Raw genomic sequence first — 25844 nt, forward strand, 5'->3', positions numbered from 1 at the left:
AATAATTAATTGATTACTAAAGGAATTAAAGAAATGCAACTGAACAAAGTGCTGAAGGGCCTGATGATTGCCCTGCCTGTTATGGCAATCGCAGCGTGTTCGTCCAACAAAAACGCCAGCAATGACGGTAGCGAAGGCGGCATGCTGAACGGTGCCGGCACTGGTATGGATGCTAACGGTAGCGGTAATGCCTCTTCTGAAGAACAAGCTCGTCTGCAGATGCAGCAGCTGCAGCAGAACAATATCGTTTACTTCGATCTGGACAAGTACGATATCCGTTCTGACTTCGCTGCAATGCTGGACGCGCATGCTAACTTCCTGCGTAGCAACCCGTCTTACAAAGTCACCGTAGAAGGTCATGCGGACGAACGTGGTACTCCTGAGTACAACATCTCCCTGGGTGAACGTCGTGCCAACGCCGTTAAAATGTACCTGCAGGGTAAAGGCGTTTCTGCTGATCAGATCTCCATCGTTTCTTACGGTAAAGAAAAACCTGCAGTACTGGGTCACGACGAATCGGCCTATGCCAAAAACCGTCGTGCCGTACTGGTTTACTAAGAGAATGGCATGAGCAGTAACTTCAGACATCATCTGTTGAGTCTGTCGTTACTGGTTGGAATAGCGGCCCCCTGGGCCGCTTTTGCTCAGGCACCAATCAGTAGTGTCGGCTCCGGCTCGGTCGAAGACCGCGTCACTCAACTTGAGCGTATTTCGAATGCTCACAGCCAGCTTTTAACTCAGCTCCAGCAGCAGCTTACTGATAATCAGTCTGACATCGATACCCTGCGCGGTCAGATTCAGGAAAATCAGTATCAGCTTAACCAGGTGGTTGAGCGACAAAAGCAGATCCTGTTGCAGATAGATAGCCTTAGCAGTGGCGGTGGCGCAGCCGCGCAGCCAGCGACCGGCGTTCAGAATGGGGCCACGTCATCTGATGCTGGCGCTGCTACTTCTGGCGCACCAGTGCAGAGCGGTGATGCGAATACCGATTACAATGCGGCTATCGCGCTGGTGCAGGATAAATCGCGCCAGGACGATGCGCTCACGGCGTTTCAAAACTTCGTCAAAAAGTACCCGGATTCAACTTATCAACCTAATGCTAACTACTGGCTGGGTCAGTTGAATTACAACAAGGGGAAAAAGGATGATGCGGCGTACTATTTTGCCAACGTGGTAAAAAATTACCCGAAATCACCAAAAGCGGCTGATGCGATGTTCAAGGTTGGTGTCATCATGCAGGATAAGGGCGATACGGCAAAGGCCAAAGCGGTTTATCAGCAGGTGATCAACAAGTATCCCGGCACCGATGGTGCCAAACAGGCGCAAAAACGTCTCTCCGGTTTGTAATGATTAGTGCATGACCAGAAAGCGTTCTATTTCTGGTCTTGCCGCCTGAATCGTAAGCAGTTAAGTGATCTTCCTCAAAATTTTTGTTGCGCTCAATTCTTAAATCAGTAATATATGCCGCCGTTGCCACGGGATATTAAACAAGCCTGAAGCAGCAAAAAAGCGGTGTAAAGCGGGTCGTTAGCTCAGTTGGTAGAGCAGTTGACTTTTAATCAATTGGTCGCAGGTTCGAATCCTGCACGACCCACCATCTGCTTAGAAGTATCCAGCGTAGTATCGGGTGATTAGCTCAGCTGGGAGAGCACCTCCCTTACAAGGAGGGGGTCGGCGGTTCGATCCCGTCATCACCCACCACTCGGGTCGTTAGCTCAGTTGGTAGAGCAGTTGACTTTTAATCAATTGGTCGCAGGTTCGAATCCTGCACGACCCACCAATTTAACATCAAACTCAGATGTTGACTGGTCCGAGTAAAAATCTTTCAGGCAACACCCAAATGGGTCGTTAGCTCAGTTGGTAGAGCAGTTGACTTTTAATCAATTGGTCGCAGGTTCGAATCCTGCACGACCCACCATCCTGAATGATTACAGCAGTAAAATCCCTCAAGGGGTCGTTAGCTCAGTTGGTAGAGCAGTTGACTTTTAATCAATTGGTCGCAGGTTCGAATCCTGCACGACCCACCATCTCAAAGCGTTTATCTTGCCTTCACTGTTATCTAAAACCGCTGTAGGTTTATCTTTCAATTCTCTGAATCTTCTTCTCCATTCCACAAAACCATCCACTGTATAAAAATGCGTGTTCCCGATGACATTCCCTTTGCTATCGGCTATCTTGTTTAGTATATAAAACGATAATGCCTGCCAGTGCTTTCATAAGCGAAAAAGTCAGGTTTTACGTTAAGCCCATAAAACGAGAAGCCCATGAGTACCCTTTTTGAACCGCAAAACGCCATTTACCCGTTTCCGCCAAAGCCCGCTCCGCTTAGTGGGGATGAAAAGCACTTTTACCGTGAGAAAATCAAGCGCCTGCTAAAAGAACGCGATGCGGTAATGGTGGCGCACTATTACACCGATCCGGACATTCAGCAACTGGCGGAAGAAACCGGCGGGTGTATCTCGGACTCGCTTGAGATGGCAAGATTCGGTGCCAGACATCCGGCCTCCACGCTGCTGGTTGCAGGCGTCCGCTTTATGGGCGAAACGGCGAAAATTCTCAGCCCGGAGAAGACCATTCTTATGCCCACACTTCAGGCAGAGTGCTCACTGGATCTCGGTTGCCCGATTGAAGAATTCAGTGCCTTTTGCGATGCCCATCCGGACCGCACGGTGGTGGTGTATGCCAATACCTCTGCGGCGGTAAAAGCACGAGCTGACTGGGTGGTCACCTCCAGTATTGCCGTCGAATTGATTGAGCACCTTGATAGCTTAGGTGAAAAAATCATCTGGGCACCCGATCGACATCTGGGCCATTATGTGCAAAAACAAACCGGGGCGGACGTGCTGTGCTGGCAGGGGGCGTGCATTGTTCATGATGAATTTAAAACGCAATCCCTAATTCGTATGAAAGGGCTTTATCCCGATGCTGCCGTGCTGGTGCATCCTGAATCACCGCAGGCCATTGCTGATTTGGCGGATGCCATAGGATCTACCAGTCAGTTAATCAACGCGGCAAAAACGCTGCCTCATCCCCAGCTTATTGTTGCCACCGATCGGGGGATTTTCTGGAAGATGCAACAGGCGGTGCCTGATAAAGTATTGCTTGAAGCGCCGACGGCAGGTGAGGGTGCGACCTGTCGCAGCTGTGCCCACTGTCCGTGGATGGCGATGAACGGCCTGAAAGCTGTCGCTGAAGGGCTGGAGACAGGTGGCGTAAGCCACGAAATCCACGTTGACGCGCGGCTGCGTGAAGGTGCCATGATCCCGCTTAACCGTATGCTTGATTTTGCGGCTACACTACGTCCATAACAATATCAACGCGTGATGACGCTCTGGGGAAAAGATGGATTTTTTGAGTACACAAAACATTCTGGTTCATATTCCATTTGGCACCGGTGGCTACGATCTTTCATGGATTGAGGCGATTGGCACCATTGCGGGGCTGCTCTGTATCTGGCTGGCCAGCCTGGAAAAAATTATTAATTACTTTTTCGGCCTGATTAACGTCACGCTGTTTGCGATTATCTTTTTTCAGATCCAGCTTTATGCCAGCCTGTTGCTGCAAGTCTTCTTCTTTGCCGCCAATATTTACGGCTGGTACGCCTGGTCGAGGCAAACCAGTCATAACGAGGCTGCTCTGCAAATACGCTGGTTGCCAATGCCAAAAGCAATATTATGGCTCGCCATCTGCGTGGTCGCTATCGGGCTGATGACTGTCTTTATAAACCCGGTGTTTGCTTTCCTGACGCGGGTGGCGGTGAATATCATGTCGGCACTGGGTCTTAATGTTGCGATGCCTGAGCTGCAGCCAGATGCTTTCCCCTTCTGGGATTCCTGCATGATGGTGTTGTCGATTGTGGCCATGATCCTGATGACGCGAAAGTACGTCGAAAACTGGATCCTGTGGGTGATCATTAACGTGATAAGCGTGGTTATTTTTGCGCTGCAGGGCGTTTATGCAATGTCGCTGGAATATCTCATCCTGACCTTCATTGCCCTGAACGGTACGCGGATGTGGATAAACAGCGCGCGTGAGCGAGGCTCACACGTCCTGTCTCATTAATGGTGATGATGATGATGAGCATGGCCGGCATGCGCCTCATTGAGGTGGCATTCCGGCCCGCTGCAAGGCTGATACTCCATCTGCACGGTCGCATGGGCAATCTGATAATGGTGCTCAATGAAATGATGAATACGCTCCAGTAGCCGGTCATGATCGTGCGGGGGGATCACCTGAACATGTAACGTCATCAGCGGCTTTTCACCGACCAGCCAGACGTGTACATGATGAACATCGCGCACTTCCGGGATCTCACGACGTAATTTCTTCTTGAGCGCCGTGATATCCAGCGTCACCGGTGCGCCTTCAAGTAATTCATTGACGCTTTCTTTTAGCAATCGCCAGGCGCTACGTAATACCAGACACGAGACCAGCACGGAAAGAATCGGGTCAATTGGCATCCATCCTGTCGTCATAATCACGATTGCTGCGGCAATCGCACCCACCGATCCCAGCAAATCGCCAAGGATATGCAGCATGGCGGCGCGCACATTAAGATTTTTATCTTCACTACCGCGATGCAGGATCCAGAAGGCCAGTATATTTGCCAGTAATCCTGCAATGGCTATAACCAGCATGGTGGTGCCCGCGACCGGTCGGGGATGATAAAAACGCTGGACGGCTTCCCAGACGATAAGAACGGTGATTGCGACCAGTGCAATGGCATTAACAAACGCAGCGAGGGTCGTCAGGCGCAACCAGCCAAATGTATGTCGGGCATTGGGTGGCCGCCGGGAAAATTGTACCGCCAGAAAGGCAAACAGCAGGGCAGCGGCGTCTGTCAACATATGCCCTGCGTCAGCGAGAAGGGCCAGAGAGTGAGCAATTAGCCCACCCACCACTTCAATAACCATAAAGCCAGCGGTAACGCCAAAAGCCAACAGCAGACGCCGGGCGTTGCTGTCTTCGGGCAGATGGGAATGCGAGTGCGCCATAACATTGTCCTGCAGCGTTTAGAATAATCTATGCATTACATCATATCGGCATCTCTGGCGATTGTGCATAAAAAAGGAGAGCCGAAGCTCTCCGTTATAATGCCAGTATTACGCCTGATTAATGGGTAGTACCGTCAGTTTTGGTGTCGACGTCGTTATTCACGCCGTCGCCAGTTTCCACTTTTTTGTTAATATCCGGGCAACGACCATCTTTACACATGGTATTTTTGTGGATGTCTTCTTTGCTCATACCGTTGGCGTCGGTGCTTGAGCTATCCGGATGCAGCATGGTGCCCGTAGAACTAGTACCCGTAGTGCCAGTCGAATTAGTATTAGTGTTACCGGTGTTGATTTTACTGTTATCAACATTATTCGGCGCTACGTTCTCTTTCGCTCCCGGCTCTACCTGACCCGCGTCGGCAGAGGAGTTAGCCGTACCATTGTTTGATTGGCTGCTGGCAGCAAATACTGCACCGCTGGTCATTGAGAGGGTTGCTGCCAGAAAAATTGTAGCCAGTTTAGTCGTTTTCATCATGCTGCTCCTGTTCTCATTGTGGTGTCGGATAACATCATCCAACAATACAGTTATGAAAATCGTTCGCTCAGTAGTAAAAGATCCTGTGACAAATAAATCTGTCAGCATAGAATCTGGTAATTAAAAATAAACACAGTAGTTACATTTAAAAAGTGTAGATTAGATCTCGTTCTGCGCTACTTTCTGGTGATTTTTTCAGTAATTCCAGGAATATTCTGCCCGAGCTGTAAAAGCCCGTTTACAGTACCGGGCTGACGATATAGATTGAAGGGATTGCAAACACATTCATAAGTATGGCACGGCTGGAAAGAAGATGAATTATCAGAACGACGATTTACGTATTAAAGAGATTAACGAGTTACTGCCTCCTGTTGCACTGCTGGAAAAATTCCCCGCTACTGAGAACGCAGCCAACACCGTCGCGCACGCCCGCAAAGCGATTCATAAAATTCTCAAGAGTAATGATGACCGCCTGCTGGTGGTGATTGGTCCATGCTCCATTCATGATCCTGCTGCTGCCAAAGAATACGCCGCGCGTCTGCTTACGTTGCGGGAAGAACTGCGCGGTGAACTGGAAATCGTGATGCGTGTTTATTTTGAAAAACCGCGCACCACCGTCGGCTGGAAAGGGCTGATTAACGATCCGCATATGGACAGCAGCTACCAGATCAATGACGGCCTGCGCATCGCCCGTAAGCTGTTGCTGGATATTAACGACAGCGGACTGCCTGCGGCGGGTGAGTTTCTCGACATGATCACCCCGCAATACCTGGCGGATTTAATGAGTTGGGGCGCCATCGGCGCACGCACGACAGAATCTCAGGTGCATCGCGAACTGGCGTCGGGGCTTTCCTGCCCGGTAGGTTTTAAAAACGGTACTGATGGCACCATCAAAGTGGCTATTGATGCCATCAATGCTGCCGGGGCACCGCACTGCTTCCTGTCGGTCACCAAATGGGGCCATTCCGCGATTGTAAACACTAGTGGCAATGCCGACTGCCACATTATCCTCCGCGGCGGCAAAGCGCCAAATTACAGTGCACAGCATGTGGCAGAAGTGAAAGAGGGGCTGATAAAAGCCAGTCTCGCGCCGCAGGTCATGATCGATTTTAGCCATGCTAATTCCAGCAAACAGTTTAAAAAACAGATGGATGTTGGTGCAGATGTTTGTCAGCAGATTGCCAACGGTGAAAAAGCGATTATTGGCGTAATGATTGAAAGTCATCTGGTTGAAGGTAATCAGAACCTTGAGAGCGGTGAACCGCTCACCTACGGGAAAAGTATTACCGACGCCTGCATCGGCTGGGATGATACCGATACGCTGCTACGGCAACTGGCGAACGCGGTGAAAGCGCGTCGCGGTTGATTATTTGGTGCAGCACAGAACCGGCCCTGGAGCCGGTTTTTTTGTTTTAAACCCTCTGTAATTATTAATGGGTAGTTAACGATTAGGGGGATTTTATGTGATCGTGATCATATTTCTACCCGCTCCGGTGATCGTAATATATTATTTTATATAACGATATGCGTCTCATGAATAACTCCATAAAGCTCGTCACACTTCTTCCTTTCTTTACGCCTCTGGTTTCACAAACTGTCGCCGCCAGTGAAGAAAATATGATTATCACCGGTCGATCTTCTGATGCTGACAGTACGCATGCGGTCACTGGCGCGGGATTCAAAACCAATGATATTGACCTCGGCCCGCTGGGTAACAAAGCCTGGGTCGATACGCCATATTCCTCAACCACCGTTAACAAAGAGATGATTGAAAACCAGCAGGCGCAGAGCGTCAGCGAATTGCTGAAATATTCCCCCAGTACCCAAATGCAGGCGCGGGGCGGGATGGATGTCGGCAGGCCGCAAAGCCGGGGCATGCAGGGCAGCGTTGTGGCAAACAGCCGTCTCGACGGCCTGAATATTGTCTCAACCACCGCCTTCCCGGTTGAAATGCTGGAACGTCTCGATATTCTTAATAGTCTGACTGGTGCGCTGTACGGGCCTGCAAGTCCAGCCGGACAATTCAACTTCATCGCAAAACGTCCGACAGAAGAAACGCTTAACAAAGTGACGCTGGGTTATCAAAGCCGTAGCGCATTTACCGGACATGCCGACCTCGGCGGCCATTTCGATGATGACAAGCGTTTTGGCTATCGTGTCAATGTGTTACAGCAGGAAGGCGAGGGCAACCTTGATGACAGCACTCTACGCCGCAAGCTGCTTTCCGTTGCGCTGGACTGGAATATTCAGCCAGGAACGCAACTACAACTGGACGCCAGCCACTATGAATTTATCCAGAAGGGATACCCCGGCAGCTTTAGCTATGGTCCGGGTATTAAACTGCCTTCAGCGCCCAATCCAAAAGATAAAAAACTGACCCTCAGCACCGCCGGGAACGATCTAACCACCGACACAATAAGTACACGACTTATTCATTATCTGAATGATGACTGGTTCGTAACGGCTGGCGTCGGCTGGCAGCAGGCGGATCGTGCAATGCGTAACGTCTCCAGTAAAATCATCAATAATAAAGGCGATATTAGCCGCTCACTGAGTGACCCTACGGCGGCAGGGCGTTTCCGCGTGTTGAGCAATACCGCTACCCTGAATGGCCATATAGACACCGGGTCGGTAGGTCACGATCTGGCGCTTTCTACCACGGGTTATATCTGGTCGATCTACGGCGCGAAAGGTGCCAGCACCAGCTATAACCTGGGGACCACCAATATGTTCGATCCTTCAGAGATGACGGAGCCGGGCGACGGCAAGATCGTACAACACGGCGATCGCTATAAGTCCAGCGTTAATACCCAGCAAAGTATTACCCTTGGCGACACGGTGACCCTGACGCCGAAGTGGTCGGCGATGCTGTACGTCAGTCAGAGCTGGATCCAGGCGCAGAACTATAACAAAAGCGGGCATGAAACCAGCCAGATTGATGAAAACGGCTTAAGCCCCACCGCCGCGCTGATGTATAAAATCACGCCTTCGGTGATGGCCTATGTGAGCTATGCGGATTCGCTGGAGCAGGGCGGTACCGCGCCAACCGATTCAGATGTAAAAAACGCCGGGCAGACGCTCGATCCTTACCGCAGTAAGCAATATGAGGCAGGGTTAAAAGCTGACGTCGCCGGAATGAATCTGGGCGCAGCCGTGTTCCGTCTCGAACGTCCTTTTGCCTATGTAGATCCTAACGACAATGTCTATAAAGAGCAGGGTAATCAGGTCAATAACGGACTGGAACTCACCGCGTCGGGGAATGTCTGGCAGGGGTTGAACCTCTACAGTGGCGTGACGTTACTCGATCCGACGCTAAAAGACACCGTGAGCGATGCGACCAGTGATAAAGACGTGGTTGGCGTGCCAAAAGTCCAGGCTAATTTACTGGCGGAATACAGCCTGCCTTCATTGCCGCACTGGGTGTATAGCGCCAACGTGCATTACACCGGAAAACGGGCAGCTAATGATACCAATACCGCGTGGGCCAGCAGCTATACCACCTGGGATTTAGGTACACGCTATACCACCAACATCAGTAACGTGCCGACAACTTTGCGGATTGCGGTTAACAACGTATTCGATAAACATTACTGGGCCTCAATTTTCCCGTCGGGCACCGACGGCGACAATGGTTCGCCCAGCGCATTTATCGGGAGTGGGCGAGAAGTTCGCGCCACTGTCACGTTTGACTTCTAAAAGGCAGCGTAATGAAGCTAAGTCATCTTTTACCCGCCCTTATCTGGCTGATGGCGGGAAGTTTGTGCGCCGCCCCACCGCATAGCGATGTGCGTATCGCCTCTCCGTGGCCCGCGCAAAATACCATTCTCGCCATGCTGGGCTATGGCGAGAATATTGTCGGCACTTCAATGGTGGCGAAAAAGATCCCACTTTTTCGCCAGAGCCTGCCGCGTATTGACAGCGTGCCCGTGGTAAGCGTGAACAGCGGTCACGAGCTTAACCCGGAACAGATCATCTCGCTCGGCACGCAAATATTGTTTGTGCCGTCATCCATGACCGTTCCACAACAGGACCTGCTGCGGCAGGCCGGGGTACGCGTTCTGGCATTCGACGCCAATTCTCTTCAGGCGCTGACGTCACGCGTACAGAAAACGGCGGATGCGCTGGGACCTGATGCGCAGGATAAAGCGCAGCGGTATCAGCACTACTTTGACCGCAACGTCGCGCTGGTGAAGGAGCGGTTGAAGGGGCTGCCGCAAGACCAGCGCATCACGCTTTATCACAGTATGGGTAATCCACTGACCACCACGGGTCGGCCCTCGCTGAATCAGGACTGGATGGATTTAGCGGGCGCAAAAAATGTGGCGGAAAACTGGTTTGCCGGCAAACAAAACCGGCGCGGTGAAGTTGCGCTGGAACAGGTAGTGGCAGCAAACCCGGCGGTGATTGTGGCGATGAATAAACGCGATGCCGATGCCATCCAGACCACGTCACAATGGGCGCAGGTCGATGCGGTGGTTCATCATCGGGTGTATGTGAATCCCAAAGGGATGTTCTGGTGGTGTCGGGAAACCAGCGAAGAGGCATTACAGTTCCTTTGGCTGGCGAAAACGCTCTATCCTGACCGCTTTGCCGATGTGGATATGCGCCAGGAAACACGCCGTTTTTATCAGGACTTTTTTGCCATTACGCTGAGCGATGCGCAAATTAGCGATGTCCTGAATCCGCCGCAATAAATTCCCGGTAAAGAAGATGATGATGTTAACTGCTGAGACTAACACGCCGGAGTCGATTGACTATCGCTACCGTCAGATTATGCGCAAACGGCTGATGCTGGCGTTGATTATTCTTCTGGCGCTGGTTGCTTCCCTGATCCTCGACGCGACCCTGGGTCCATCCGGGATAGCGTTGCATGACCTGTGGCACACCTTGCTGCACCCGAATGAGGTCGGTGCAGGCATGCGGATTATTGTCTGGGATATTCGCCTTCCTTATGCGCTGATGGCGCTACTGGTCGGCATGGCGCTTGGACTGGCAGGCGCAGAGATGCAAACCATTTTGCACAACCCGCTGGCGAGTCCGTTTACACTGGGCGTCTCGTCAGCGGCAGCGTTTGGCGCAGCGCTGGCGATTGTGCTGGACATCGGTATTCCAGGCGTCCCCGCCGCCTGGTTTATTCCGGCGAATGCGTTTGTCTTCGCGCTACTGTCGGCGCTGCTGCTTGATGGCATCACCCGCTGGACGCGAGTAGCGACCTCCGGCGTGGTACTTTTTGGCATCGCGCTGGTTTTTACCTTCAATGCGCTGGTATCCATGATGCAGTTTGTGGCGGATGAAGATACGCTTCAGGGGCTGGTATTCTGGACGATGGGTAGTCTGGCCCGCGCGTCGTGGGACAAACTGAGCGTACTGGCGCTGGTCTTTATTCTTGTCTTGCCCTGGTCAATGCGTAGCGCCTGGCAACTGACTGCCCTGCGTTTGGGCGAGGACAGGGCAATGAGTTTTGGCATTGACGTCCGTCGCTTGCGGCTGGCGTCGTTACTGCGGATTAGCCTGCTTTCCGCCTTATCGGTCGCGTTTGTCGGGCCAATCGGCTTTATCGGCCTGGTGGCGCCGCATATTGCACGGCTGTTGTTTGGCGAAGATCATCGGTTCTATCTGCCCGGCAGCATCCTGACAGGCGGGCTGGTGCTGTCGCTGGCCTCCGTCGCCTCGAAAAACATCATTCCCGGCGTCATTATTCCGGTGGGGATTGTCACGTCGCTGGTGGGCGTTCCGTTTTTTCTGAGCATTATCATTCGCCAGCGGGGGAGTATGTCATGAGCGGATTGATCCTCCGGAGTGTGCACGCTGGTTATCCTAAGCGTGCGGTGATCGGCAATCTTAGCGTAGCTGAACTGCCGCACGGCAAAATTACCGTTTTGCTGGGACCCAACGGCTGCGGAAAATCGACGTTATTACGCTCGCTGGCCGGGCTGAATAACGCCAGCGGTGAGATGCTGCTCGACGGCGTAGATCTGCTGTCACTGCCATTCTCAGAGCGTGCGGAGAAGGTCGTTTATTTACCACAGTCGCTGCCGCAAGGTGTGCACCTCAGGGTGCTGGAGTCGATTATTGTGGCTCAGCGGGCGTCGGGCAGAGGAAAAGAGCAGCAGAGCAAGGCGCAGGCGCTGGCTATTCTTGAACAGTTAGGGATTACGCATCTGGCGCTGCATTACCTCGATCGGCTTTCCGGCGGACAGCGGCAGATGGTGAGCCTGGCACAATCGTTGATCCGCCGTCCCGAGCTGCTGTTGCTGGATGAACCGCTAAGCGCGCTGGACTTAAATTATCAGTTTCAGGTGATGGATGTCGTGCGCCGTGAAACGCTGGCGCGCAATATGGTAACGGTAGTGGTGGTGCATGATCTCAACATCGCACTGCGCCACAGTGAACACGTCGTGATGCTGAAAGAGGGCAGGCTGGCGGCGAGCGGCACGCCGGAAGCGGTTATTACCGCAGAGCGACTGGCCGACGTGTATAATGTGCGGGCGCGCGTAGAACGTTGCTCGCAGGGAGGGGCGCAGGTGGTGCTCGATGGTGTGATTGAGGTATAAAAACCGGATAGCCATAGCTATCCGGTAGGCGAATTACTTCGCTTTGCCCTGATTCGCTACCGCTGCCGCTTTGGCTGCGATCTCATCAGCATTACCCAGGTAATAATGTTTGATCGGCTTGAAGTTCTCGTCGAATTCATACACCAGCGGTACGCCGGTCGGGATGTTCAGTTCAAGAATTTCGTCTTCGCCCATATTGTCGAGGTATTTGACCAGCGCACGCAGGGAGTTACCGTGAGCGGCGATGATCACGCGCTCGCCGCTTTTCAGGCGCGGCAGAATGCTTTCATTCCAGTAAGGGATCACGCGATCGATAGTCAGCGCCAGGCTTTCCGTCAGCGGCAGCTCCTGCTCGGTCAGGGAAGCGTAACGCGGATCGTGGCCCGGGAAACGTTCGTCTTCTTTGGTCAGTGCAGGCGGGGTCACGGCAAAACCACGACGCCACTGTTTAACCTGCTCGTCACCGTATTTTTCTGCGGTTTCGGCTTTGTTCAGACCCTGAAGCGCACCGTAGTGACGTTCATTCAGCTTCCAGGATTTCTCCACCGGCAGCCACGCCTGATCCAGGCCATCCAGAATGTTCCACAGGGTGTGGATCGCGCGTTTCAGCACGGAGGTGTAAGCAAAATCGAAGCTATAGCCTTCTTCCTTCAGCAGCTTGCCCGCCGCTTTGGCTTCAGATACGCCTTTCTCGGACAGATCAACGTCGTACCAACCGGTAAAGCGGTTTTCGTTGTTCCACTGACTTTCACCGTGACGAACCAGTACCAGCTTAGTTACAGCCATACACTTACTCCTCAAGCTTTATTGAACGATAATAATTCTCATTATATTGCTATGACGCTGTCAGCAGCAATGCTTAACCCTAACCATAGCGAAAATAGCGGATGAGTGTAAGGTGCTTGTGAATTTGCGGTTATGATTTTGTCTTTGAATGGCGTTAATTTCAGCAAAGCGGGTAAAAAAAAGCCCTCTTTTCAGAGGGCACAGATTCAGGCAGGAATAAACTGATATTCCGTCAGACTGACGTACTCTTCACCCGGTCGCAAAATGCAGTCCGGCTGCGGCCATTCCGGATGGTTAGGCGAGTCAGGTAAAAACTCGCTTTCCAGCGCCAGACCCTGCCAGGCGTCATAGGTGCCAGGCTCCCGTGATGACGTGCCTTCGAGGAAGTTGCCAGAGTAGAATTGCAGCGCCGGTGCGGAGGTAAACACCGCCATCTGCAATCTTTCATCGTCCGACCATACATGCGCAGCTTCACTGTTTACGTTGCCTTTTGCCTGAAGCAAAAAGGCGTGATCGTAGCCGTTGACCTTCTTCTGATCGTCATCGCTTAAGAAGTCGTCGGCAATGCGCTTCGGCGAGCGGAAGTCAAAGCTGGTATTCGCCACTTCTTTCAGGCCCTGGCGCGGAATACCGCCTTCATCCACCGGCAGATACTGGTCGGCAAGAATTTGCAGCTTGTGGTGGCGCACGTCGGAGCGTTCACCGTTGAGGTTAAAGTAGACGTGGTTGGTCATGTTAATCGGGCAGGGCTTGTCTACCGTGGCGCGATACTCAATGGCGATACGGTTATCGTCGGTTAAGGTATAGCGCGCGGTGGCTTTCAGGTTGCCGGGAAAACCCTGATCGCCGTCAGCAGATTCCAGGGAGAAAATCACCTCGTGATCGCTCAGGCTCTGATAGCTCCAGCGGCGCTTGTCAAAGCCTTCCGGCCCGCCGTGCAACTGGTTGACACCCTGGCTTGGTACGACGTTGACCACCTCACCATCCAGTTCAAAACGGCTGTCGGCGATGCGGTTAGCGTAGCGGCCGACGGAGGCACCGAAGAAAGCCTCATGCTGCGGATACTGTTCAGGACCGGCGCAGCCGAGGATCGCTTCACGCACGCTGCCATCGGAGAGCGGCACGCGTACAGAAAGTAGCGTTGCGCCCCAGTCCATCAGGGTCACTACCAGCCCTGCGTTATTGCGCAGGGTAAGCAAACGAAACGGCAGCCCATCCGGGGCGCTCGCGGGCGTATTTCTTAGCACAGACCTGCTCCTTGTGATGGTTTACAAACGTAGAAGGTTTCTTTGATACCGGTTTTAGCTTCGTACTGTTCGGCGACCGCTTTTTTAACCTCAGAGACTAAATCTTCCGGGATCAGCGCGACGATGCAACCACCGAAACCGCCGCCGGTCATACGCACGCCGCCTTTGTCGCCAATCACGTCTTTCACAATCTCCACCAGCGTGTCGATCTGCGGTACGGTGATTTCAAAGTCATCGCGCATGGATGCGTGAGACTCGGCCATCAGCTTGCCCATCCGTTGCAGGTCGCCTTTTTCCAGCGCCTCAGCGGCCTCGACGGTGCGAATGTTTTCCGTCAGTACATGACGCACGCGTTTAGCAACGACAGGGTCCAGCTCATTCGCTACTGCGTTAAACTCGTCCAGTTTGACATCACGCAGCGCAGGCTGCTGGAAGAACCGCGCCCCGGTTTCGCACTGTTCGCGGCGGGTGTTGTATTCACTGCCCACCAGCGTACGTTTGAAGTTACTGTTAATAATAACCACCGCCACGCCTTTTGGCATGGAAACCGCTTTGGTGCCAAGCGAACGACAGTCGAGCAGCAGGGCATGATCTTTCTTACCCAGCGCGGAAATCAGCTGATCCATAATGCCGCAGTTGCAGCCGACAAACTGGTTTTCTGCTTCCTGACCGTTAAGGGCGATTTGCGCGCCGTCCAGCGGCAGGTGATAAAGTTGCTGGAAGACGGTGCCGACCGCCACTTCCAGCGAGGCAGAGGAACTGAGGCCCGCGCCCTGCGGAACGTTGCCGCTGATGACCAAATCTGCGCCACCAAAACTGGCGTTGCGCTGCTGAAGGTGTTTTACCACGCCGCGGACATAGTTAGACCACTGCTGATTTTCATGCGCCACAATCGGCTCATCCAGCGAAAATTCGTCAATCTGATTGTCGTAATCTGCCGCCATCACCCGCACGGTACGATCGGAGCGTGCCGCACAGCTGATCACCGTCTGATAATCAATCGCGCAAGGCAGCACAAAGCCATCATTATAGTCGGTGTGCTCGCCAATCAGGTTTACGCGGCCCGGTGCCTGAATGACGTGGGTAGCAGGGTAGCCGAATTTTTCAGCAAACAGGGACTGTGTTTTTTCTTTCAGACTCATTGTTATTCTCCGGATTCGCGAAAATGGACGTCGCTGACCGCACGCAGGCGTTCGGCGGCTTGTTCTGCGGTAAGATCGCGCTGGGTTTCCGCCAGCATTTCGTAGCCAACCATAAACTTACGCACGGTGGCAGAGCGCAGCAGCGGCGGATAAAAGTGGGCGTGTAACTGCCAGTGTTGATTTTCTTCGCCGTTAAACGGCGCGCCGTGCCAGCCCATCGAGTAGGGGAAAGAGCACTGGAACAGATTGTCGTAGCGGCTGGTGAGTTTCTTCAGCGCCAGCGCCAGATCCTGACGCTGCTCGTCGGTTAAATCAGTGATCCGCAATACATGTGCCTTAGGCAGCAGTAGCGTTTCGAACGGCCATGCGGCCCAGTAGGGCACCACCGCCAGCCAGTGCTCTGTTTCCACCACGGTGCGGCTGCCGTCCGCCAGTTCACGCTGGACATAATCCACCAGCATTGGCGAATTTTGCTCGGCAAAGTAACTTTTTTGCAGGCGGTCTTCGCGTTCAATTTCGTTGGGCAAAAAACTGTTGGCCCATACCTGACCGTGCGGGTGCGGGTTGGAGCAGCCCATTGCCGCGCCTTTGTTTTCAAACACCTGTACCCAGGGATAGTCTTTCCCCAGTTCCGCCGTTTGCTGCTGCCAGGTTTTAACGATTTCCGCCAGCGCGTCGACGGTTAATTCCGGCAGCGTTTTGCTGTGGTCAGGTGAGAAGCAGATCACCCGACTGGTGCCGCGCGCGCTCTGACAACGCATCAGCGGATCGTCGCTCTCCGGTGCGTCGGGCGTGTCGGTCATCAACGCGGCGAAATCGTTAGTAAAAACGTAGGTGCCTTTGTAGTCCGGATTCTTGTCGCCGGTAACACGGGTATTGCCGGGGCAGAGAAAACAATCTGGATCGTGCTCAGGCAGCGTTTGCTGCGAAGGTGTTTCCTGCGCCCCCTGCCAGGGGCGTTTCGCACGATGCGGTGAAACCAGGATCCATTGCCCGGTTAACGGGTTATAGCGGCGATGCGGATGATCGACCGGGTTAAATTGTGTCATCACTGTTCCTTAGTCTGAATAGCCTTGCGGATGGCGAGACTGCCAGTGCCAGGTGTCCTGCGCCATTTGATCAAGGGTGCGGGAAACGCGCCAGTCCAGCTCTTTATCTGCCTTGCTGGCATCAGCCCAGTAGGCCGGAAGGTCGCCATCACGACGCGGGGCGAAATGGTAATTGACCGGTTTACCACAGGCTTTGCTGAAGGCGTTGACCACATCCAGCACGCTGCTACCCACGCCTGCGCCCAGGTTGTAGATATGTACGCCGGGTTTATCCGCCAGTTTCTGCATTGCCGCGACGTGGCCGTCGGCCAGGTCCATGACGTGAATATAATCGCGTACCCCGGTGCCATCTTCGGTCGGGTAATCGTTACCGAAGATAGCCAGCGATTCGCGGCGACCCACGGCAACCTGCGCGATATACGGCATCAGGTTATTCGGGATACCCTGTGGATCTTCGCCCATATCGCCCGACGGATGCGCGCCGACCGGGTTAAAGTAACGCAGCAGGGCGATGCTCCAGTCCGGCTGGGCTTTTTGCAGGTCGGTCAGGATCTGCTCGACCATCAGCTTGCTTTTGCCGTAAGGGCTTTGCGGCGTGCCGGTCGGGAAACTTTCAACGTAAGGGATTTTTGGCTGGTCGCCATAGACGGTTGCAGAGGAGCTAAAAATGAAGTTTTTAACGTTGGCTGAGCGCATGGCCGAAATCAGACGCAGCGTACCGTTAACGTTGTTATCATAGTACTCCAGCGGCTTAGCCACGGATTCACCGACCGCTTTCAGGCCGGCAAAGTGGATCACCGCGTCGATACTGTGATCGTGCAGAATTTCCGTCATCAGCGCTTCGTTACGGATATCGCCTTCGACAAAGGTCGGATGTTTGCCGCTAAGACGTTCGATAACCGGCATTACGCTGCGTTTGCTGTTACACAGGTTGTCCAGAATGATGACATCGTGGCCGTTTTGCAGCAGTTGCACACAGGTATGACTCCCAATGTAACCGCTACCACCAGTAACCAGAACTCTCATTTTTCGCTCCATCATGCTTATGATATGTGATTAAGATAGCATAACAAAGATGCGAAAAGTGTGACATGGAATAAGTTTGTGGAATCGCTTACACTAAAATTCAACGTCAGCGTAAAGTGACAAAATAACCTTAAAATCAAAAAGTTACATAAAGGTATGATAAATCCTAAAATCGCTTTGCGTAATATCGTTGTTTTCGCTCACCGCTTACCCTTGCCGTCATTAATGAAAACCGTAAACGGGCGGTGTTAAAATGTCCTGAAACAAAAGGAGCAAGAAATGAATACGTTTTACTCGACGGTCGCGGGCGGCAACGTGCGCTGGCAGGCGTTGCCGGGAAAAGGCAATCCGGTCGTATTTATCCATGGACTCGGCTGTGCTTCCTCTTATGAATATCCGCGCATCGTGTCAGATGAACGGTTTGGCGGACGTGCGGCTATCCTCATCGATTTGCCGGGAAGCGGTTATAGTGAACGGCCGATGACATTTAGCTACCGTACCAGCGATCAGGCGCGGGCGGTAACAGAACTGCTGGATAGTCTTAATTTGCCGCGTTTTTATTTATATGGTCACAGTATGGGCGGCAGTATTGCGATTGAAATCGCCACCCTTATTACCGATCGCATTCTGGCGCTGGCAGTCTCTGAACCGAACTTCTCGGCTGGCGGCGGGATGTTTAGTCGCCAGATTGTCGCGCAGCCGGAAGAGGCATTTGTACGCGATGGCTACGCTGCGCTGTTAGCCGCTGAAACAACGGCCTGGGCAGGATCGCTGCAAAGTAATGCCCCGTGGGCGGTATGGCGCGGAGCAAAGAGTTTAGTCGATGGCATAACACCTTCGTGGCTGACGCTATTTCAGTCATTGCGCTGCCCGCATACCCTTATCGTGGGTGAACTGACGGAGACTGATACCGATGTGGAAAGGGTGCGGGCATTGGGTATTCCTGTCCTGACGATTGAAAAGGCAGGGCACTCAATGTCATGGGAAAATCCGTCAGCGCTGGCGGATGCTCTCGCCAGCGTATTCCGTTAAAGCGCTTCCAGCGAGTAATGATAGCTTTCGCCCTCCGGCACAAATGCTAACCGGTGAGTGATGCATTCTGGCGCGTCTTCCGCATGGTGCGAAACGAACAGAAGTTGTGTTTCGCCTTCGCCAATCAGAATATCGACAAAGCGGCGGACGAGCTGGCGGTTAAGCGGATCAAGTCCCTGCAGCGGCTCGTCGAGGATCAAGAGCGTCGGGTGTTTTACCAGTGCGCGGGCAATCAGCGCCAGCCGCTGTTGTCCCCAGGAAAGACTGTGGAAAGGGGCATCGGCGGTGCAGTTATCCATGCCAAGGATATCCAGCCACTGCTGCGCCAGTTTATGCTGCCGGTCGGACACCGCCTGATAAATCCCTATCGAGTCAAAATAGCCGGAGAGGATCACGTTACGCACGGTGGTACTGACGCGGTAATCCAGATGCAGGCTGCTGCTGACGTAGCCGATATGTTTTTTGATGTCCCAGATGGTTTCTCCGCTGCCGCGACGACGACCGAATAGCGTCAGATCGTTGCTGTACCCCTGGGGATGATCGCCCGTAATCAGACTCAGTAGCGTCGATTTCCCTGCGCCGTTAGGGCCGATGATTTGCCAGTGCTCACCCGGGTTTACCGTCCAGCTAAGATGATTGAGAATGGGGCGATCGTCGTAAGAAACGACGCCATCATTGAGAATAATTCGCGGGGCGTTGGTGGCAAGCGTCAGGCGCACCGACGGCTCGTCAGGTTCGGGCAGCGTAATGCCTTCCAGACGTTCACTGTGCGCCAGCTGACCAATCAGCGCCTGCTGCAATAAGGTGTCTTTTTCACCGGTGTCGATTAGCGTGCAGTCAGCCAGGACGCCAGCGTGACGCACGAAAGCGGGGATCTCATCAAAGCGATTGAGTACCAGCACGATCGTATAGCCCTGGTCATTGAGCGTCGCCAGCAGCGCAGCCAGTTGTTCACGCGATGCCACGTCCAGCCCGTCAAATGGCTCGTCAAGGATCAGCAAATCCGGCTCGGACATCAGCGCCTGGCAGAGCAGAGTTTTACGCGTTTCCCCGGTAGAAAGGTATTTGAAACGGCGGGTAAGCAGTGATGTGATACCAAACCGGGCGGCAAGCTGTGCACAGCGTTCGGGATTTTTTACCTCATCCTGGATAATTTCCGCCGTCGTGCGCCCGGTATCGTCTTCGCCCGGACTCAGCAGATCGGTATTGTTGCGCTGCCATTCATCGCTGACCAGCTTTTGCAGTTGTTCAAAAGAAAGGCGGATTGTGCGCGAAAAACGACTCTCCCGCGTGCCTTTACCCAGCGGCAGTTCGCCAGCGAGTGCCCGGGCGAGGGCCGATTTACCGCTGCCATTCGTGCCGACAAAGGCCCAACTTTCGCCAGTACCTAGCGTCAGGTCAGGAATAGTAAGAACGCGTGTATCGCTCAGATGAAACGTGCCTTGCGAAATATGCAACAATGACATTCTGTATCCCGTTTTTTGCAGTGTTTTAAACAGGGATACGATTTCCTGGACGGATTGTCAATAATTCAGCACAGCGTGGCGATAATCACCCGATCGGCATTGAAATACGCGATCACCTCGCTACCGGCTTCAAGCCCGACCGCGCGATCAACAGGAAGAGTAGCGCAAAGAATCTGACCGTCCGGCAGCGTCATCAGCACTTCGCACTGTTCCGCACCACGCTCAATATGGCTAATAACACCGGCGAGCTGGTTATCAGCTTCCGCCGCCTCGGCGCGATCCTGCGTTATATTGACCCAGGGCGCTTTCAGGAGCACCAGCACTTCCTTTCCTTCATCCAGCCCAAGACGCTCGCCGCTTTGCGCAGTGATCGCCACTTTCATCCGGGTTTCACCATCCGCCAGTAAGATGTCCACATGCTGCTGAACCCGATCGTGGTCGCGTCCGGTGACCGTGCCAAACCACTGATTACGGGCGCTGGTTTGCAGCGAGAAGCGGGAGATCGCTGCCAACAGGCTGTTCAGCGGCAGGCCGTCATCCAGACTCAGCACATCAAAGGCTTTTTGCTGGATCTGCGCCAGCAGATCATAAAGTTCAATCAGCCGCTGGCCGTAGCGGGTGAGCAGCGCACCGCCGCCACCTTTACCGCCGGTGGCTCTGTCCACCAGCGGCTGCTCGCTGAGCTGATTCATTTCATTGATCGCATCCCAGGCGCTTTTATAGCTGATGCCCGCGTCTTTTGCGCCCTGGCTGATAGAGCCGGTTTGTGCAATGTGCTTGAGCAGCGTAATGCGGCGCGGATCGGCAAAAAGGCGCTGCTGGAGTTTCAGTGTGAGAAGAATTTCAGCCTGCATAACCGTGTCCTGGCAAAAAGCGTATTGTGACGTAAATGGGTGCGGACGCCAACCACACCGCACAAATCGGCAGTGCTTTTCACCGAAATCCGGTTAGAATAGCCTTATTCACAATGTCTGGAGTTCACCATGTTAGAGTTGTTGAAAAGTCTGGTTTTTGCCGTAATCATGGTCCCGGTGGTGATGGCTGTCATCCTGGGCTTAATCTACGGCCTCGGTGAAGTGTTTAACATTTTCTCAGGTGTGGGTCACAAAGACCGCTCCGAGCAACGCCGCTGATTCCCCAAACGCCCGTTTTAACGGGCGTTTCGCTCTTAAGTTTTCCCCCTAAATGCCGATAGACTACCCATTGCGCGGTAGCAATTAACGCTGGGAAAAATCTGAGCTTGTCGCTATATTATCGCATATATAACGACACTCACAGGAGTTAAAGATGGCACGTACATGGGTACGCTTTTTTGCAGGGGCAACGTTAACACTGACCGTCGCCGGACATGCGCTGGCAGATGAAGGTAAAATCACCGTTTTCGCCGCCGCGTCATTGACGAATGCGATGCAGGACATTGCTAAAGAATACAAAAAAGAGAAAAACGTCGACGTCGTTTCCTCTTTTGCCTCTTCGTCCACGCTGGCGCGGCAGATTGAAGCCGGTGCCCCTGCGGATCTGTTTATTTCTGCCGATCAGAAATGGATGGACTATGCGGTAGATAAAAAAGCTATCGACACGTCCAGCCGCGAAACGCTATTAGGTAACAGCCTGGTTGCCGTTGCGCCAAAAGCCAGCAAACTGGACAAGGTAACGATTGACACCAAAACCAACTGGACACGCCTGTTAGACGGTGGCCGTCTGGCCGTTGGCGATCCGGACCACGTTCCGGCGGGCATTTATGCCAAAGAAGCGCTGCAAAAATTAGGCGCATGGGAGACGCTTTCCCCGAAACTGGCTCCGGCGGAAGATGTTCGCGGCGCACTGGCAATGGTGGAACGCAATGAAGCCCCGCTGGGCATCGTGTACGGTTCCGATGCTGTCGCCAGCAAGGGCGTGAAAGTGGTCGGTACCTTCCCGGAAGATTCACACAAGAAAGTGGAATACCCGCTGGCAATTATCGACGGGCATAAAAACGCTACCGTCAGCGCGTTTTACGACTATCTGAAAGGACCGCAGGCGTCTGCGATTTTTAAACGTTACGGATTCACCACTCGCTAATGATACTGACCGATCCCGAATGGCAGGCCGTGCTGCTGAGCCTCAAAGTCTCTTCTCTGGCAGTTATCTTCAGTTTGCCTTTTGGGATCTTCTTCGCCTGGTTGCTGGTGAGACGCCATTTTCCGGGCAAAGCGTTGCTGGATAGCCTGCTCCATCTACCGCTGGTGCTGCCGCCGGTGGTGGTGGGGTATTTGCTGCTGGTGTCTATGGGCCGCCGTGGAGTGATCGGCGCGTGGCTCTATGACTGGTTTGGCATCACGCTGGCGTTCAGCTGGCGCGGCGCGGTGCTGGCAGCGGCGGTGATGTCGTTCCCGCTGATGGTGCGTGCTATCCGGCTGGCGCTGGAAGGGGTGGACGTCAAACTGGAGCAGGCAGCCTGCACGCTTGGCGCTGGCCGCTTTCGCGTCTTCTTTACCATTACGCTGCCGCTAATGCTGCCGGGAATTATTGCCGGAACGGTGCTGGCGTTTGCCCGTTCGCTGGGTGAATTTGGCGCGACCATTACTTTCGTGTCTAACATCCCTGGCGAGACGCGAACCATTCCTTCGGCGATGTATACCCTGATCCAGATGCCCGGTGGCGAAAGCGCCGCCGCCCGCCTGTGTGTGATTTCCATCGTGCTGGCGATGATTTCTCTGCTCATTTCTGAATGGCTGGCGCGCATCAGCCGCGCGCGGACGGGGAAATAACCATGCTGGAACTTCACTTTACCCAGACGCTCGGCAACCACTGTCTCTCTATCAACGAAACGCTGCCTGCCAGCGGGATCACGGCGATTTTCGGCGTCTCTGGCGCGGGTAAAACGTCGCTTATCAACGCCATTAGCGGTCTGACGCGTCCGGAGAAGGGGCGTATCGTGTTAAACAATCGGGTGCTCAGCGACGCGGATAAACGCCTCTTTCTGTCGCCGGATAAGCGCCGCGTAGGCTACGTTTTTCAGGATGCCCGCCTGTTCCCGCACTATAAGGTGCGCGGAAATTTACGCTACGGGATGGCAAAAAGCATGGCCGGGCAGTTCGATAAGCTGGTGGCGCTGTTGGGTATCGAGGCGCTGCTCGACCGCCTGCCGGGCAGTTTGTCCGGCGGTGAAAAGCAACGGGTAGCGATTGGCCGTGCGTTATTGACCGCCCCTGAACTGCTGTTGCTTGATGAGCCGCTGGCCTCACTGGATATTCCCCGCAAACGCGAATTGCTGCCTTATCTGCAACGGCTGGCCCGGGAGATCAACATTCCGATGCTGTACGTCAGTCATTCACTGGATGAAATCCTGCACCTGGCGGATAACGTGCTGGTGCTGGAAGGGGGGCTGGTTAAAGCATTTGGCCCACTGGAAGAGGTCTGGGGCAGCAGCGTGATGCACCCCTGGCTGCCGCAGGATCAGCAGAGCAGCATCCTGAAGGTCAGCGTGCTGGAGCATCATCCACACTATGCCATGACCGCCCTGGCCCTTGGCGATCAGCATCTGTGGGTGAATAAAATTGATCGCCCGGTCCAGTCAGCGCTGCGGATACGCATTCAGGCGTCGGACGTGTCGCTGGTGCTCCAGCCACCGCAGCAGACCAGCATTCGTAATATTCTGCGCGCGAAAGTGGCGCAGTGCCTGGACGATAACGGTCAGGTTGAAGTGCAACTGGAAATTGGCAGCCGCACGCTATGGGCGCGGATCAGCCCGTGGGCCAGGGATGAACTGGGGATCAAACCTGGCCTGTGGCTGTATGCGCAAATCAAAAGCGTGTCGATAACCGCCTGATCACAACAGGTGCGAGTAGATAAACTGCGCGATGCTGTCGTCGGTGTTTTCGCCGATAACCACATTGGCTCGCGCTTTCACTTCCTCAACTGCATTACCCATCGCCACGCCGGTGCCTGCAGCTTCCAGCATACTAATGTCGTTCTGGTTATCACCAAAGGCTACCACGTCCTGCATGGACCAGCCCTGCGACTCAACCCACTGCGTCAGACGCTTGCCTTTGCTGTTGCCATGGCGCGCCACATCGACCTGATCCTGCCACGACCATTCGCACTCCAGCGCCAGCGTCTCACCCACGTTAAGGGCGAAGTCCTGCAGCTTGCTGATGTTCTCGTCAGTCAGGGCAAATTTCCACACCGCGTTGACGTCCTGCGCCGCCTGGCTCAGTGAATCAACCTGCGTGAAGACGGGACGTTGCGCTTCCGGCAGGGTTTGCGCCCATTTGCTCATCCGGATCACGTGCCCGGTTGGGCGTTCATACAGCATGGCGTCATCCACATACATCAGTCCGTGGATATTGTAGTCATTCAGCATTTCAATTAGTTGCAGCGCTTTAGGTACTGGCATCGGATCGGCGGTCAGGACTTTTTTTGCATGATAATCATACAAATAGGTGCCATTACAGCAGATAGCAGGTGTATCTAACGCCAGCGCCTGATAAAAAGGATGAATAGCAACGTGGTGTCGCCCGGTGACAATAATCAGTTGATAGCCTGCCGCTTTGGCTCGCATAAGGGCTTCAACGGATGAGGGGAGAAAGGTTTTTTGCGGGGTCAGCAGGGTGCCGTCTAAATCCAGGGCGATAACGCGCGTGGTCATTCGTTTTTCCTGTCACAGAGTTAATATAATAGCGTTGTGCGATGGTACACCGCAGTGCGGGCAGGACAAATAAATTCAGCATTTACGGTCAAAAAAGACTATCCTGGTTATTTACTTCCACTCTGTTGTAAGGAAAGGAGTATTCATGAAACAAACCGTTTATACCGCCAGCCCGGAAAGCCAGCAGATCCATGTCTGGAGCCTTAATCCAGAAGGTTCGCTGACCCTGGTTCAGGTCGTCGACGTACCGGGTCAGGTGCAGCCGATGGTGGTCAGCCCGGATAAACGCTACCTGTACGTTGGCGTGCGTCCCGAGTTCCGCGTGCTGGCGTATCGTATTGCGCCGGACAACGGTGCCCTCACTTTCGCGGCAGAAGCGCCGTTGCCGGGCAGCCCGACCCATATCTCGACCGATCATAGCGGACGCTTTATTTTCAGTGCCTCCTACAATGCGGGCAGCGTCGGCGTAGTACGTTTGCAGGACGGTTTGCCGGTCGAAACGGTCGACGTAGTGGAAGGGCTGGAAGGTTGCCATTCAGCGAATATCTCTCCGGACAACCACACGCTGTGGGTGCCAGCGCTGAAACAGGATCGTATCTGCCTGTTTACCCTTAGCGACGATGGTAAACTGGTCGCCCAAACGCCGGAAGATGTTAAAACGGTGGAAGGCGCGGGGCCGCGTCATATGGCATTTCATCCGAACCACCAGTATGCCTATTGCGTGAACGAGCTGAACAGTTCTGTCGACGTCTGGGAGCTTAGCAATGCCCACGATCAGGTTGAGTGTATTCAGACGCTGGATATGATGCCTGCCGATTTTGCCGATACCCGCTGGGCGGCGGATATCCATATCACGCCGGATGGTCGCCATCTGTACACCTGTGACCGTACCTCAAGCACCATCACCATTTTCAGCGTCTCCGAAGATGGCAGCGTGCTGGCGGTTGAAGGTCATCAGCCGACTGAAACGCAGCCGCGTGGCTTTAACGTCGATCATAGTAATCAGTATCTCGTTGCCGCCGGGCAGAAGTCTCATCATATCGCCCTGTATGAAATTCAGGGCAAACAGGGACTGCTGGAAGAGAAAGGCCGCTACGCGGTAGGGCAGGGACCGATGTGGGTGGTGATTAACGCTTACTGATAGTCAAAAAAAACCTCGCGATAGCGAGGTTTGAAGTTAATGACAAATCTGGTTTTGCTATTGTGTGCACTTTTGCCGGGTGGCGGCTTCGCCTTACCCGGCCTACAAAACCATCAACATCAATAAGTTATGCGTAACCCGTAGGCCTGTGCAAGCGAAGCGCCGCCAGGCATAATTCCACGGTATAACGTTTGTCAGCAGTCAAAGGGGGATTTATTCCCCCTTTTTGCTGTTCAGATTTT

General features: G+C 53.7%; 25 protein-coding genes and 5 tRNA genes. 20 read left to right on the top strand and 10 right to left on the bottom strand.

The genetic code is table 11. From position 1 onward, the window contains the following. Positions 1–33 precede the first annotated feature (33 nt). The 9 genes from pal to pnuC all read left to right on the top strand — a co-directional run bounded on the left by pal (position 34) and on the right by pnuC (position 4062). A complete protein-coding gene (pal, locus tag ACMGGS_RS14310; protein ID WP_103677514.1) occupies positions 34–558 on the top strand; it encodes a peptidoglycan-associated lipoprotein Pal in 525 nt (174 codons plus the stop codon). Positions 559–567: 9 nt separating this feature from the next. Next, positions 568–1347: a cell division protein CpoB gene (gene cpoB / locus ACMGGS_RS14315; protein WP_414163180.1), complete on the top strand. Its 780-nt coding sequence runs from the start codon at positions 568–570 to the stop codon at positions 1345–1347. A gap of 174 nt (positions 1348–1521) precedes the next feature. Continuing rightward, positions 1522–1597, top strand: a tRNA-Lys gene (locus ACMGGS_RS14320). Between the two features lie 28 nt (positions 1598–1625). Beyond that, positions 1626–1701 (top strand) — tRNA-Val (locus tag ACMGGS_RS14325). A 3-nt stretch (positions 1702–1704) separates the two neighbouring features. Then, a tRNA-Lys gene (locus ACMGGS_RS14330) sits at positions 1705–1780 on the top strand. Positions 1781–1842: 62 nt separating this feature from the next. Next, positions 1843–1918: transfer RNA gene (locus tag ACMGGS_RS14335), tRNA-Lys, on the top strand. A gap of 33 nt (positions 1919–1951) precedes the next feature. Further along, a tRNA-Lys gene (locus ACMGGS_RS14340) sits at positions 1952–2027 on the top strand. Positions 2028–2264: 237 nt separating this feature from the next. Further along, positions 2265–3308, top strand: a complete 1044-nt coding sequence (gene nadA, locus ACMGGS_RS14345; RefSeq protein ID WP_414163181.1) for a quinolinate synthase NadA — start codon at positions 2265–2267, stop codon at positions 3306–3308. 34 nt (positions 3309–3342) lie between these two features. Continuing rightward, positions 3343–4062 (top strand): nicotinamide riboside transporter PnuC, encoded by a 720-nt coding sequence (gene pnuC, locus ACMGGS_RS14350; RefSeq protein ID WP_414163182.1) that lies wholly within the window; start codon positions 3343–3345, stop codon positions 4060–4062. On the opposite strand, the gene zitB is transcribed toward pnuC, so the two are convergent. Both zitB and ACMGGS_RS14360 read right to left on the bottom strand, forming a co-directional pair. Then, a complete protein-coding gene (gene zitB / locus ACMGGS_RS14355) occupies positions 4059–4994 on the bottom strand; it encodes a CDF family zinc transporter ZitB (protein ID WP_414163183.1) in 936 nt (311 codons plus the stop codon). The genes pnuC and zitB overlap by 4 nt on opposite strands. A gap of 118 nt (positions 4995–5112) precedes the next feature. After that, positions 5113–5526 carry a YbgS-like family protein gene (locus ACMGGS_RS14360; RefSeq protein ID WP_414166284.1) on the bottom strand — a complete coding sequence of 138 codons (414 nt, stop codon included), beginning with the start codon at positions 5524–5526 and terminating at the stop codon, positions 5113–5115. 316 nt (positions 5527–5842) lie between these two features. Between ACMGGS_RS14360 and aroG the strand changes: the two genes are divergently transcribed. The 5 genes from aroG (at position 5843) to ACMGGS_RS14385 (ending at position 12083) form a co-directional block, all read left to right on the top strand. Further along, positions 5843–6895: a 3-deoxy-7-phosphoheptulonate synthase AroG gene (aroG, locus tag ACMGGS_RS14365; protein WP_414163184.1), complete on the top strand. Its 1053-nt coding sequence runs from the start codon at positions 5843–5845 to the stop codon at positions 6893–6895. A 167-nt stretch (positions 6896–7062) separates the two neighbouring features. Beyond that, positions 7063–9225: a TonB-dependent receptor gene (locus ACMGGS_RS14370; protein WP_414163185.1), complete on the top strand. Its 2163-nt coding sequence runs from the start codon at positions 7063–7065 to the stop codon at positions 9223–9225. Positions 9226–9236: 11 nt separating this feature from the next. Then, positions 9237–10223 carry an ABC transporter substrate-binding protein gene (locus ACMGGS_RS14375; RefSeq protein WP_414163186.1) on the top strand — a complete coding sequence of 329 codons (987 nt, stop codon included), beginning with the start codon at positions 9237–9239 and terminating at the stop codon, positions 10221–10223. Positions 10224–10239: 16 nt separating this feature from the next. Continuing rightward, positions 10240–11310 (top strand): FecCD family ABC transporter permease, encoded by a 1071-nt coding sequence (locus tag ACMGGS_RS14380; protein WP_414163187.1) that lies wholly within the window; start codon positions 10240–10242, stop codon positions 11308–11310. Next, positions 11307–12083 (top strand): ABC transporter ATP-binding protein, encoded by a 777-nt coding sequence (locus ACMGGS_RS14385; protein WP_414163188.1) that lies wholly within the window; start codon positions 11307–11309, stop codon positions 12081–12083. Before ACMGGS_RS14380 ends, ACMGGS_RS14385 begins: the two co-directional genes overlap by 4 nt. A gap of 33 nt (positions 12084–12116) precedes the next feature. Here ACMGGS_RS14385 and gpmA read toward each other — a convergent pair whose 3' ends face one another. From gpmA to galE, 5 genes are all read right to left on the bottom strand, one after another. Further along, the gene (gene gpmA, locus ACMGGS_RS14390) at positions 12117–12869 is read right to left on the bottom strand and encodes a 2,3-diphosphoglycerate-dependent phosphoglycerate mutase (protein ID WP_176920490.1); all 753 of its coding nucleotides are present in this window, start codon (positions 12867–12869) and stop codon (positions 12117–12119) included. A gap of 206 nt (positions 12870–13075) precedes the next feature. Then, positions 13076–14116: a galactose-1-epimerase gene (gene galM, locus ACMGGS_RS14395; RefSeq protein WP_414163189.1), complete on the bottom strand. Its 1041-nt coding sequence runs from the start codon at positions 14114–14116 to the stop codon at positions 13076–13078. After that, positions 14110–15258 carry a galactokinase gene (gene galK, locus ACMGGS_RS14400; RefSeq protein ID WP_414163190.1) on the bottom strand — a complete coding sequence of 383 codons (1149 nt, stop codon included), beginning with the start codon at positions 15256–15258 and terminating at the stop codon, positions 14110–14112. Before galK ends, galM begins: the two co-directional genes overlap by 7 nt. Before the next feature lie 2 nt (positions 15259–15260). Continuing rightward, on the bottom strand, positions 15261–16307 hold the full coding sequence (galT, locus tag ACMGGS_RS14405) for a galactose-1-phosphate uridylyltransferase (protein WP_414163191.1): 1047 nt from the start codon (positions 16305–16307) through the stop codon (positions 15261–15263). A 9-nt stretch (positions 16308–16316) separates the two neighbouring features. Continuing rightward, positions 16317–17333, bottom strand: a complete 1017-nt coding sequence (galE, locus tag ACMGGS_RS14410; RefSeq protein WP_414163192.1) for a UDP-glucose 4-epimerase GalE — start codon at positions 17331–17333, stop codon at positions 16317–16319. Positions 17334–17612: 279 nt separating this feature from the next. Between galE and ACMGGS_RS14415 the strand changes: the two genes are divergently transcribed. Then, positions 17613–18365 (top strand): alpha/beta fold hydrolase, encoded by a 753-nt coding sequence (locus tag ACMGGS_RS14415; RefSeq protein ID WP_414163193.1) that lies wholly within the window; start codon positions 17613–17615, stop codon positions 18363–18365. Here ACMGGS_RS14415 and modF read toward each other — a convergent pair. Together modF and modE are read right to left on the bottom strand one after the other, a co-directional pair. Further along, the gene (gene modF / locus ACMGGS_RS14420) at positions 18362–19831 is read right to left on the bottom strand and encodes a molybdate ABC transporter ATP-binding protein ModF (protein ID WP_414163194.1); all 1470 of its coding nucleotides are present in this window, start codon (positions 19829–19831) and stop codon (positions 18362–18364) included. The genes ACMGGS_RS14415 and modF overlap by 4 nt on opposite strands. 65 nt (positions 19832–19896) lie before the next feature. Next, positions 19897–20685 carry a molybdenum-dependent transcriptional regulator gene (gene modE / locus ACMGGS_RS14425; protein ID WP_414163195.1) on the bottom strand — a complete coding sequence of 263 codons (789 nt, stop codon included), beginning with the start codon at positions 20683–20685 and terminating at the stop codon, positions 19897–19899. Between the two features lie 129 nt (positions 20686–20814). Here modE and ACMGGS_RS14430 point away from each other — a divergent pair, with 129 nt between their 5' ends. The 4 genes from ACMGGS_RS14430 to modC all read left to right on the top strand — a co-directional run bounded on the left by ACMGGS_RS14430 (position 20815) and on the right by modC (position 23642). Next, on the top strand, positions 20815–20964 hold the full coding sequence (locus ACMGGS_RS14430; RefSeq protein ID WP_176920497.1) for an AcrZ family multidrug efflux pump-associated protein: 150 nt from the start codon (positions 20815–20817) through the stop codon (positions 20962–20964). A 154-nt stretch (positions 20965–21118) separates the two neighbouring features. Then, positions 21119–21892 (top strand): molybdate ABC transporter substrate-binding protein, encoded by a 774-nt coding sequence (modA, locus tag ACMGGS_RS14435; protein ID WP_414163196.1) that lies wholly within the window; start codon positions 21119–21121, stop codon positions 21890–21892. Then, complete coding sequence (modB, locus tag ACMGGS_RS14440; protein WP_176920499.1) at positions 21892–22581, top strand: molybdate ABC transporter permease subunit; 690 nt, start codon at positions 21892–21894, stop codon at positions 22579–22581. The genes modA and modB overlap by 1 nt, the downstream gene beginning before the upstream one ends. Before the next feature lie 2 nt (positions 22582–22583). Then, positions 22584–23642, top strand: a complete 1059-nt coding sequence (modC, locus tag ACMGGS_RS14445; RefSeq protein WP_414163197.1) for a molybdenum ABC transporter ATP-binding protein ModC — start codon at positions 22584–22586, stop codon at positions 23640–23642. Here modC and ACMGGS_RS14450 read toward each other — a convergent pair whose 3' ends face one another. Beyond that, positions 23643–24461, bottom strand: coding sequence for a pyridoxal phosphatase (locus ACMGGS_RS14450; protein ID WP_414163198.1), 819 nt, complete (start codon positions 24459–24461; stop codon positions 23643–23645). Between the two features lie 145 nt (positions 24462–24606). Here ACMGGS_RS14450 and pgl point away from each other — a divergent pair, with 145 nt between their 5' ends. After that, entirely contained in the window at positions 24607–25602 is a 996-nt protein-coding gene (pgl, locus tag ACMGGS_RS14455) for a 6-phosphogluconolactonase (RefSeq protein ID WP_414163199.1), read from the top strand. Positions 25603–25844: the final 242 nt, after the last annotated feature.

Source organism: Superficieibacter sp. BNK-5, from assembly GCF_047456055.1.
Classification (GTDB): domain Bacteria; phylum Pseudomonadota; class Gammaproteobacteria; order Enterobacterales; family Enterobacteriaceae; genus Superficieibacter.

Coding starts and splice junctions, on each gene's coding strand:
- galE (WP_414163192.1), bottom strand. CDS start 17,333: ATGAGAGTTCTGGTTACTGGTGGTAGCGGTTACATTGGGAGTCATACC.
- nadA (WP_414163181.1), top strand. CDS start 2,265: ATGAGTACCCTTTTTGAACCGCAAAACGCCATTTACCCGTTTCCGCCA.
- galT (WP_414163191.1), bottom strand. CDS start 16,307: ATGACACAATTTAACCCGGTCGATCATCCGCATCGCCGCTATAACCCG.
- modE (WP_414163195.1), bottom strand. CDS start 20,685: ATGCAGGCTGAAATTCTTCTCACACTGAAACTCCAGCAGCGCCTTTTT.
- zitB (WP_414163183.1), bottom strand. CDS start 4,994: ATGGCGCACTCGCATTCCCATCTGCCCGAAGACAGCAACGCCCGGCGT.
- pal (WP_103677514.1), top strand. CDS start 34: ATGCAACTGAACAAAGTGCTGAAGGGCCTGATGATTGCCCTGCCTGTT.
- aroG (WP_414163184.1), top strand. CDS start 5,843: ATGAATTATCAGAACGACGATTTACGTATTAAAGAGATTAACGAGTTA.
- modA (WP_414163196.1), top strand. CDS start 21,119: ATGGCACGTACATGGGTACGCTTTTTTGCAGGGGCAACGTTAACACTG.
- modF (WP_414163194.1), bottom strand. CDS start 19,831: ATGTCATTGTTGCATATTTCGCAAGGCACGTTTCATCTGAGCGATACA.
- ACMGGS_RS14385 (WP_414163188.1), top strand. CDS start 11,307: ATGAGCGGATTGATCCTCCGGAGTGTGCACGCTGGTTATCCTAAGCGT.
- pnuC (WP_414163182.1), top strand. CDS start 3,343: ATGGATTTTTTGAGTACACAAAACATTCTGGTTCATATTCCATTTGGC.
- ACMGGS_RS14370 (WP_414163185.1), top strand. CDS start 7,063: ATGAATAACTCCATAAAGCTCGTCACACTTCTTCCTTTCTTTACGCCT.
- modB (WP_176920499.1), top strand. CDS start 21,892: ATGATACTGACCGATCCCGAATGGCAGGCCGTGCTGCTGAGCCTCAAA.
- cpoB (WP_414163180.1), top strand. CDS start 568: ATGAGCAGTAACTTCAGACATCATCTGTTGAGTCTGTCGTTACTGGTT.
- ACMGGS_RS14375 (WP_414163186.1), top strand. CDS start 9,237: ATGAAGCTAAGTCATCTTTTACCCGCCCTTATCTGGCTGATGGCGGGA.
- ACMGGS_RS14380 (WP_414163187.1), top strand. CDS start 10,240: ATGATGATGTTAACTGCTGAGACTAACACGCCGGAGTCGATTGACTAT.
- ACMGGS_RS14415 (WP_414163193.1), top strand. CDS start 17,613: ATGAATACGTTTTACTCGACGGTCGCGGGCGGCAACGTGCGCTGGCAG.
- pgl (WP_414163199.1), top strand. CDS start 24,607: ATGAAACAAACCGTTTATACCGCCAGCCCGGAAAGCCAGCAGATCCAT.
- ACMGGS_RS14450 (WP_414163198.1), bottom strand. CDS start 24,461: ATGACCACGCGCGTTATCGCCCTGGATTTAGACGGCACCCTGCTGACC.
- gpmA (WP_176920490.1), bottom strand. CDS start 12,869: ATGGCTGTAACTAAGCTGGTACTGGTTCGTCACGGTGAAAGTCAGTGG.
- galK (WP_414163190.1), bottom strand. CDS start 15,258: ATGAGTCTGAAAGAAAAAACACAGTCCCTGTTTGCTGAAAAATTCGGC.
- modC (WP_414163197.1), top strand. CDS start 22,584: ATGCTGGAACTTCACTTTACCCAGACGCTCGGCAACCACTGTCTCTCT.
- ACMGGS_RS14360 (WP_414166284.1), bottom strand. CDS start 5,526: ATGAAAACGACTAAACTGGCTACAATTTTTCTGGCAGCAACCCTCTCA.
- ACMGGS_RS14430 (WP_176920497.1), top strand. CDS start 20,815: ATGTTAGAGTTGTTGAAAAGTCTGGTTTTTGCCGTAATCATGGTCCCG.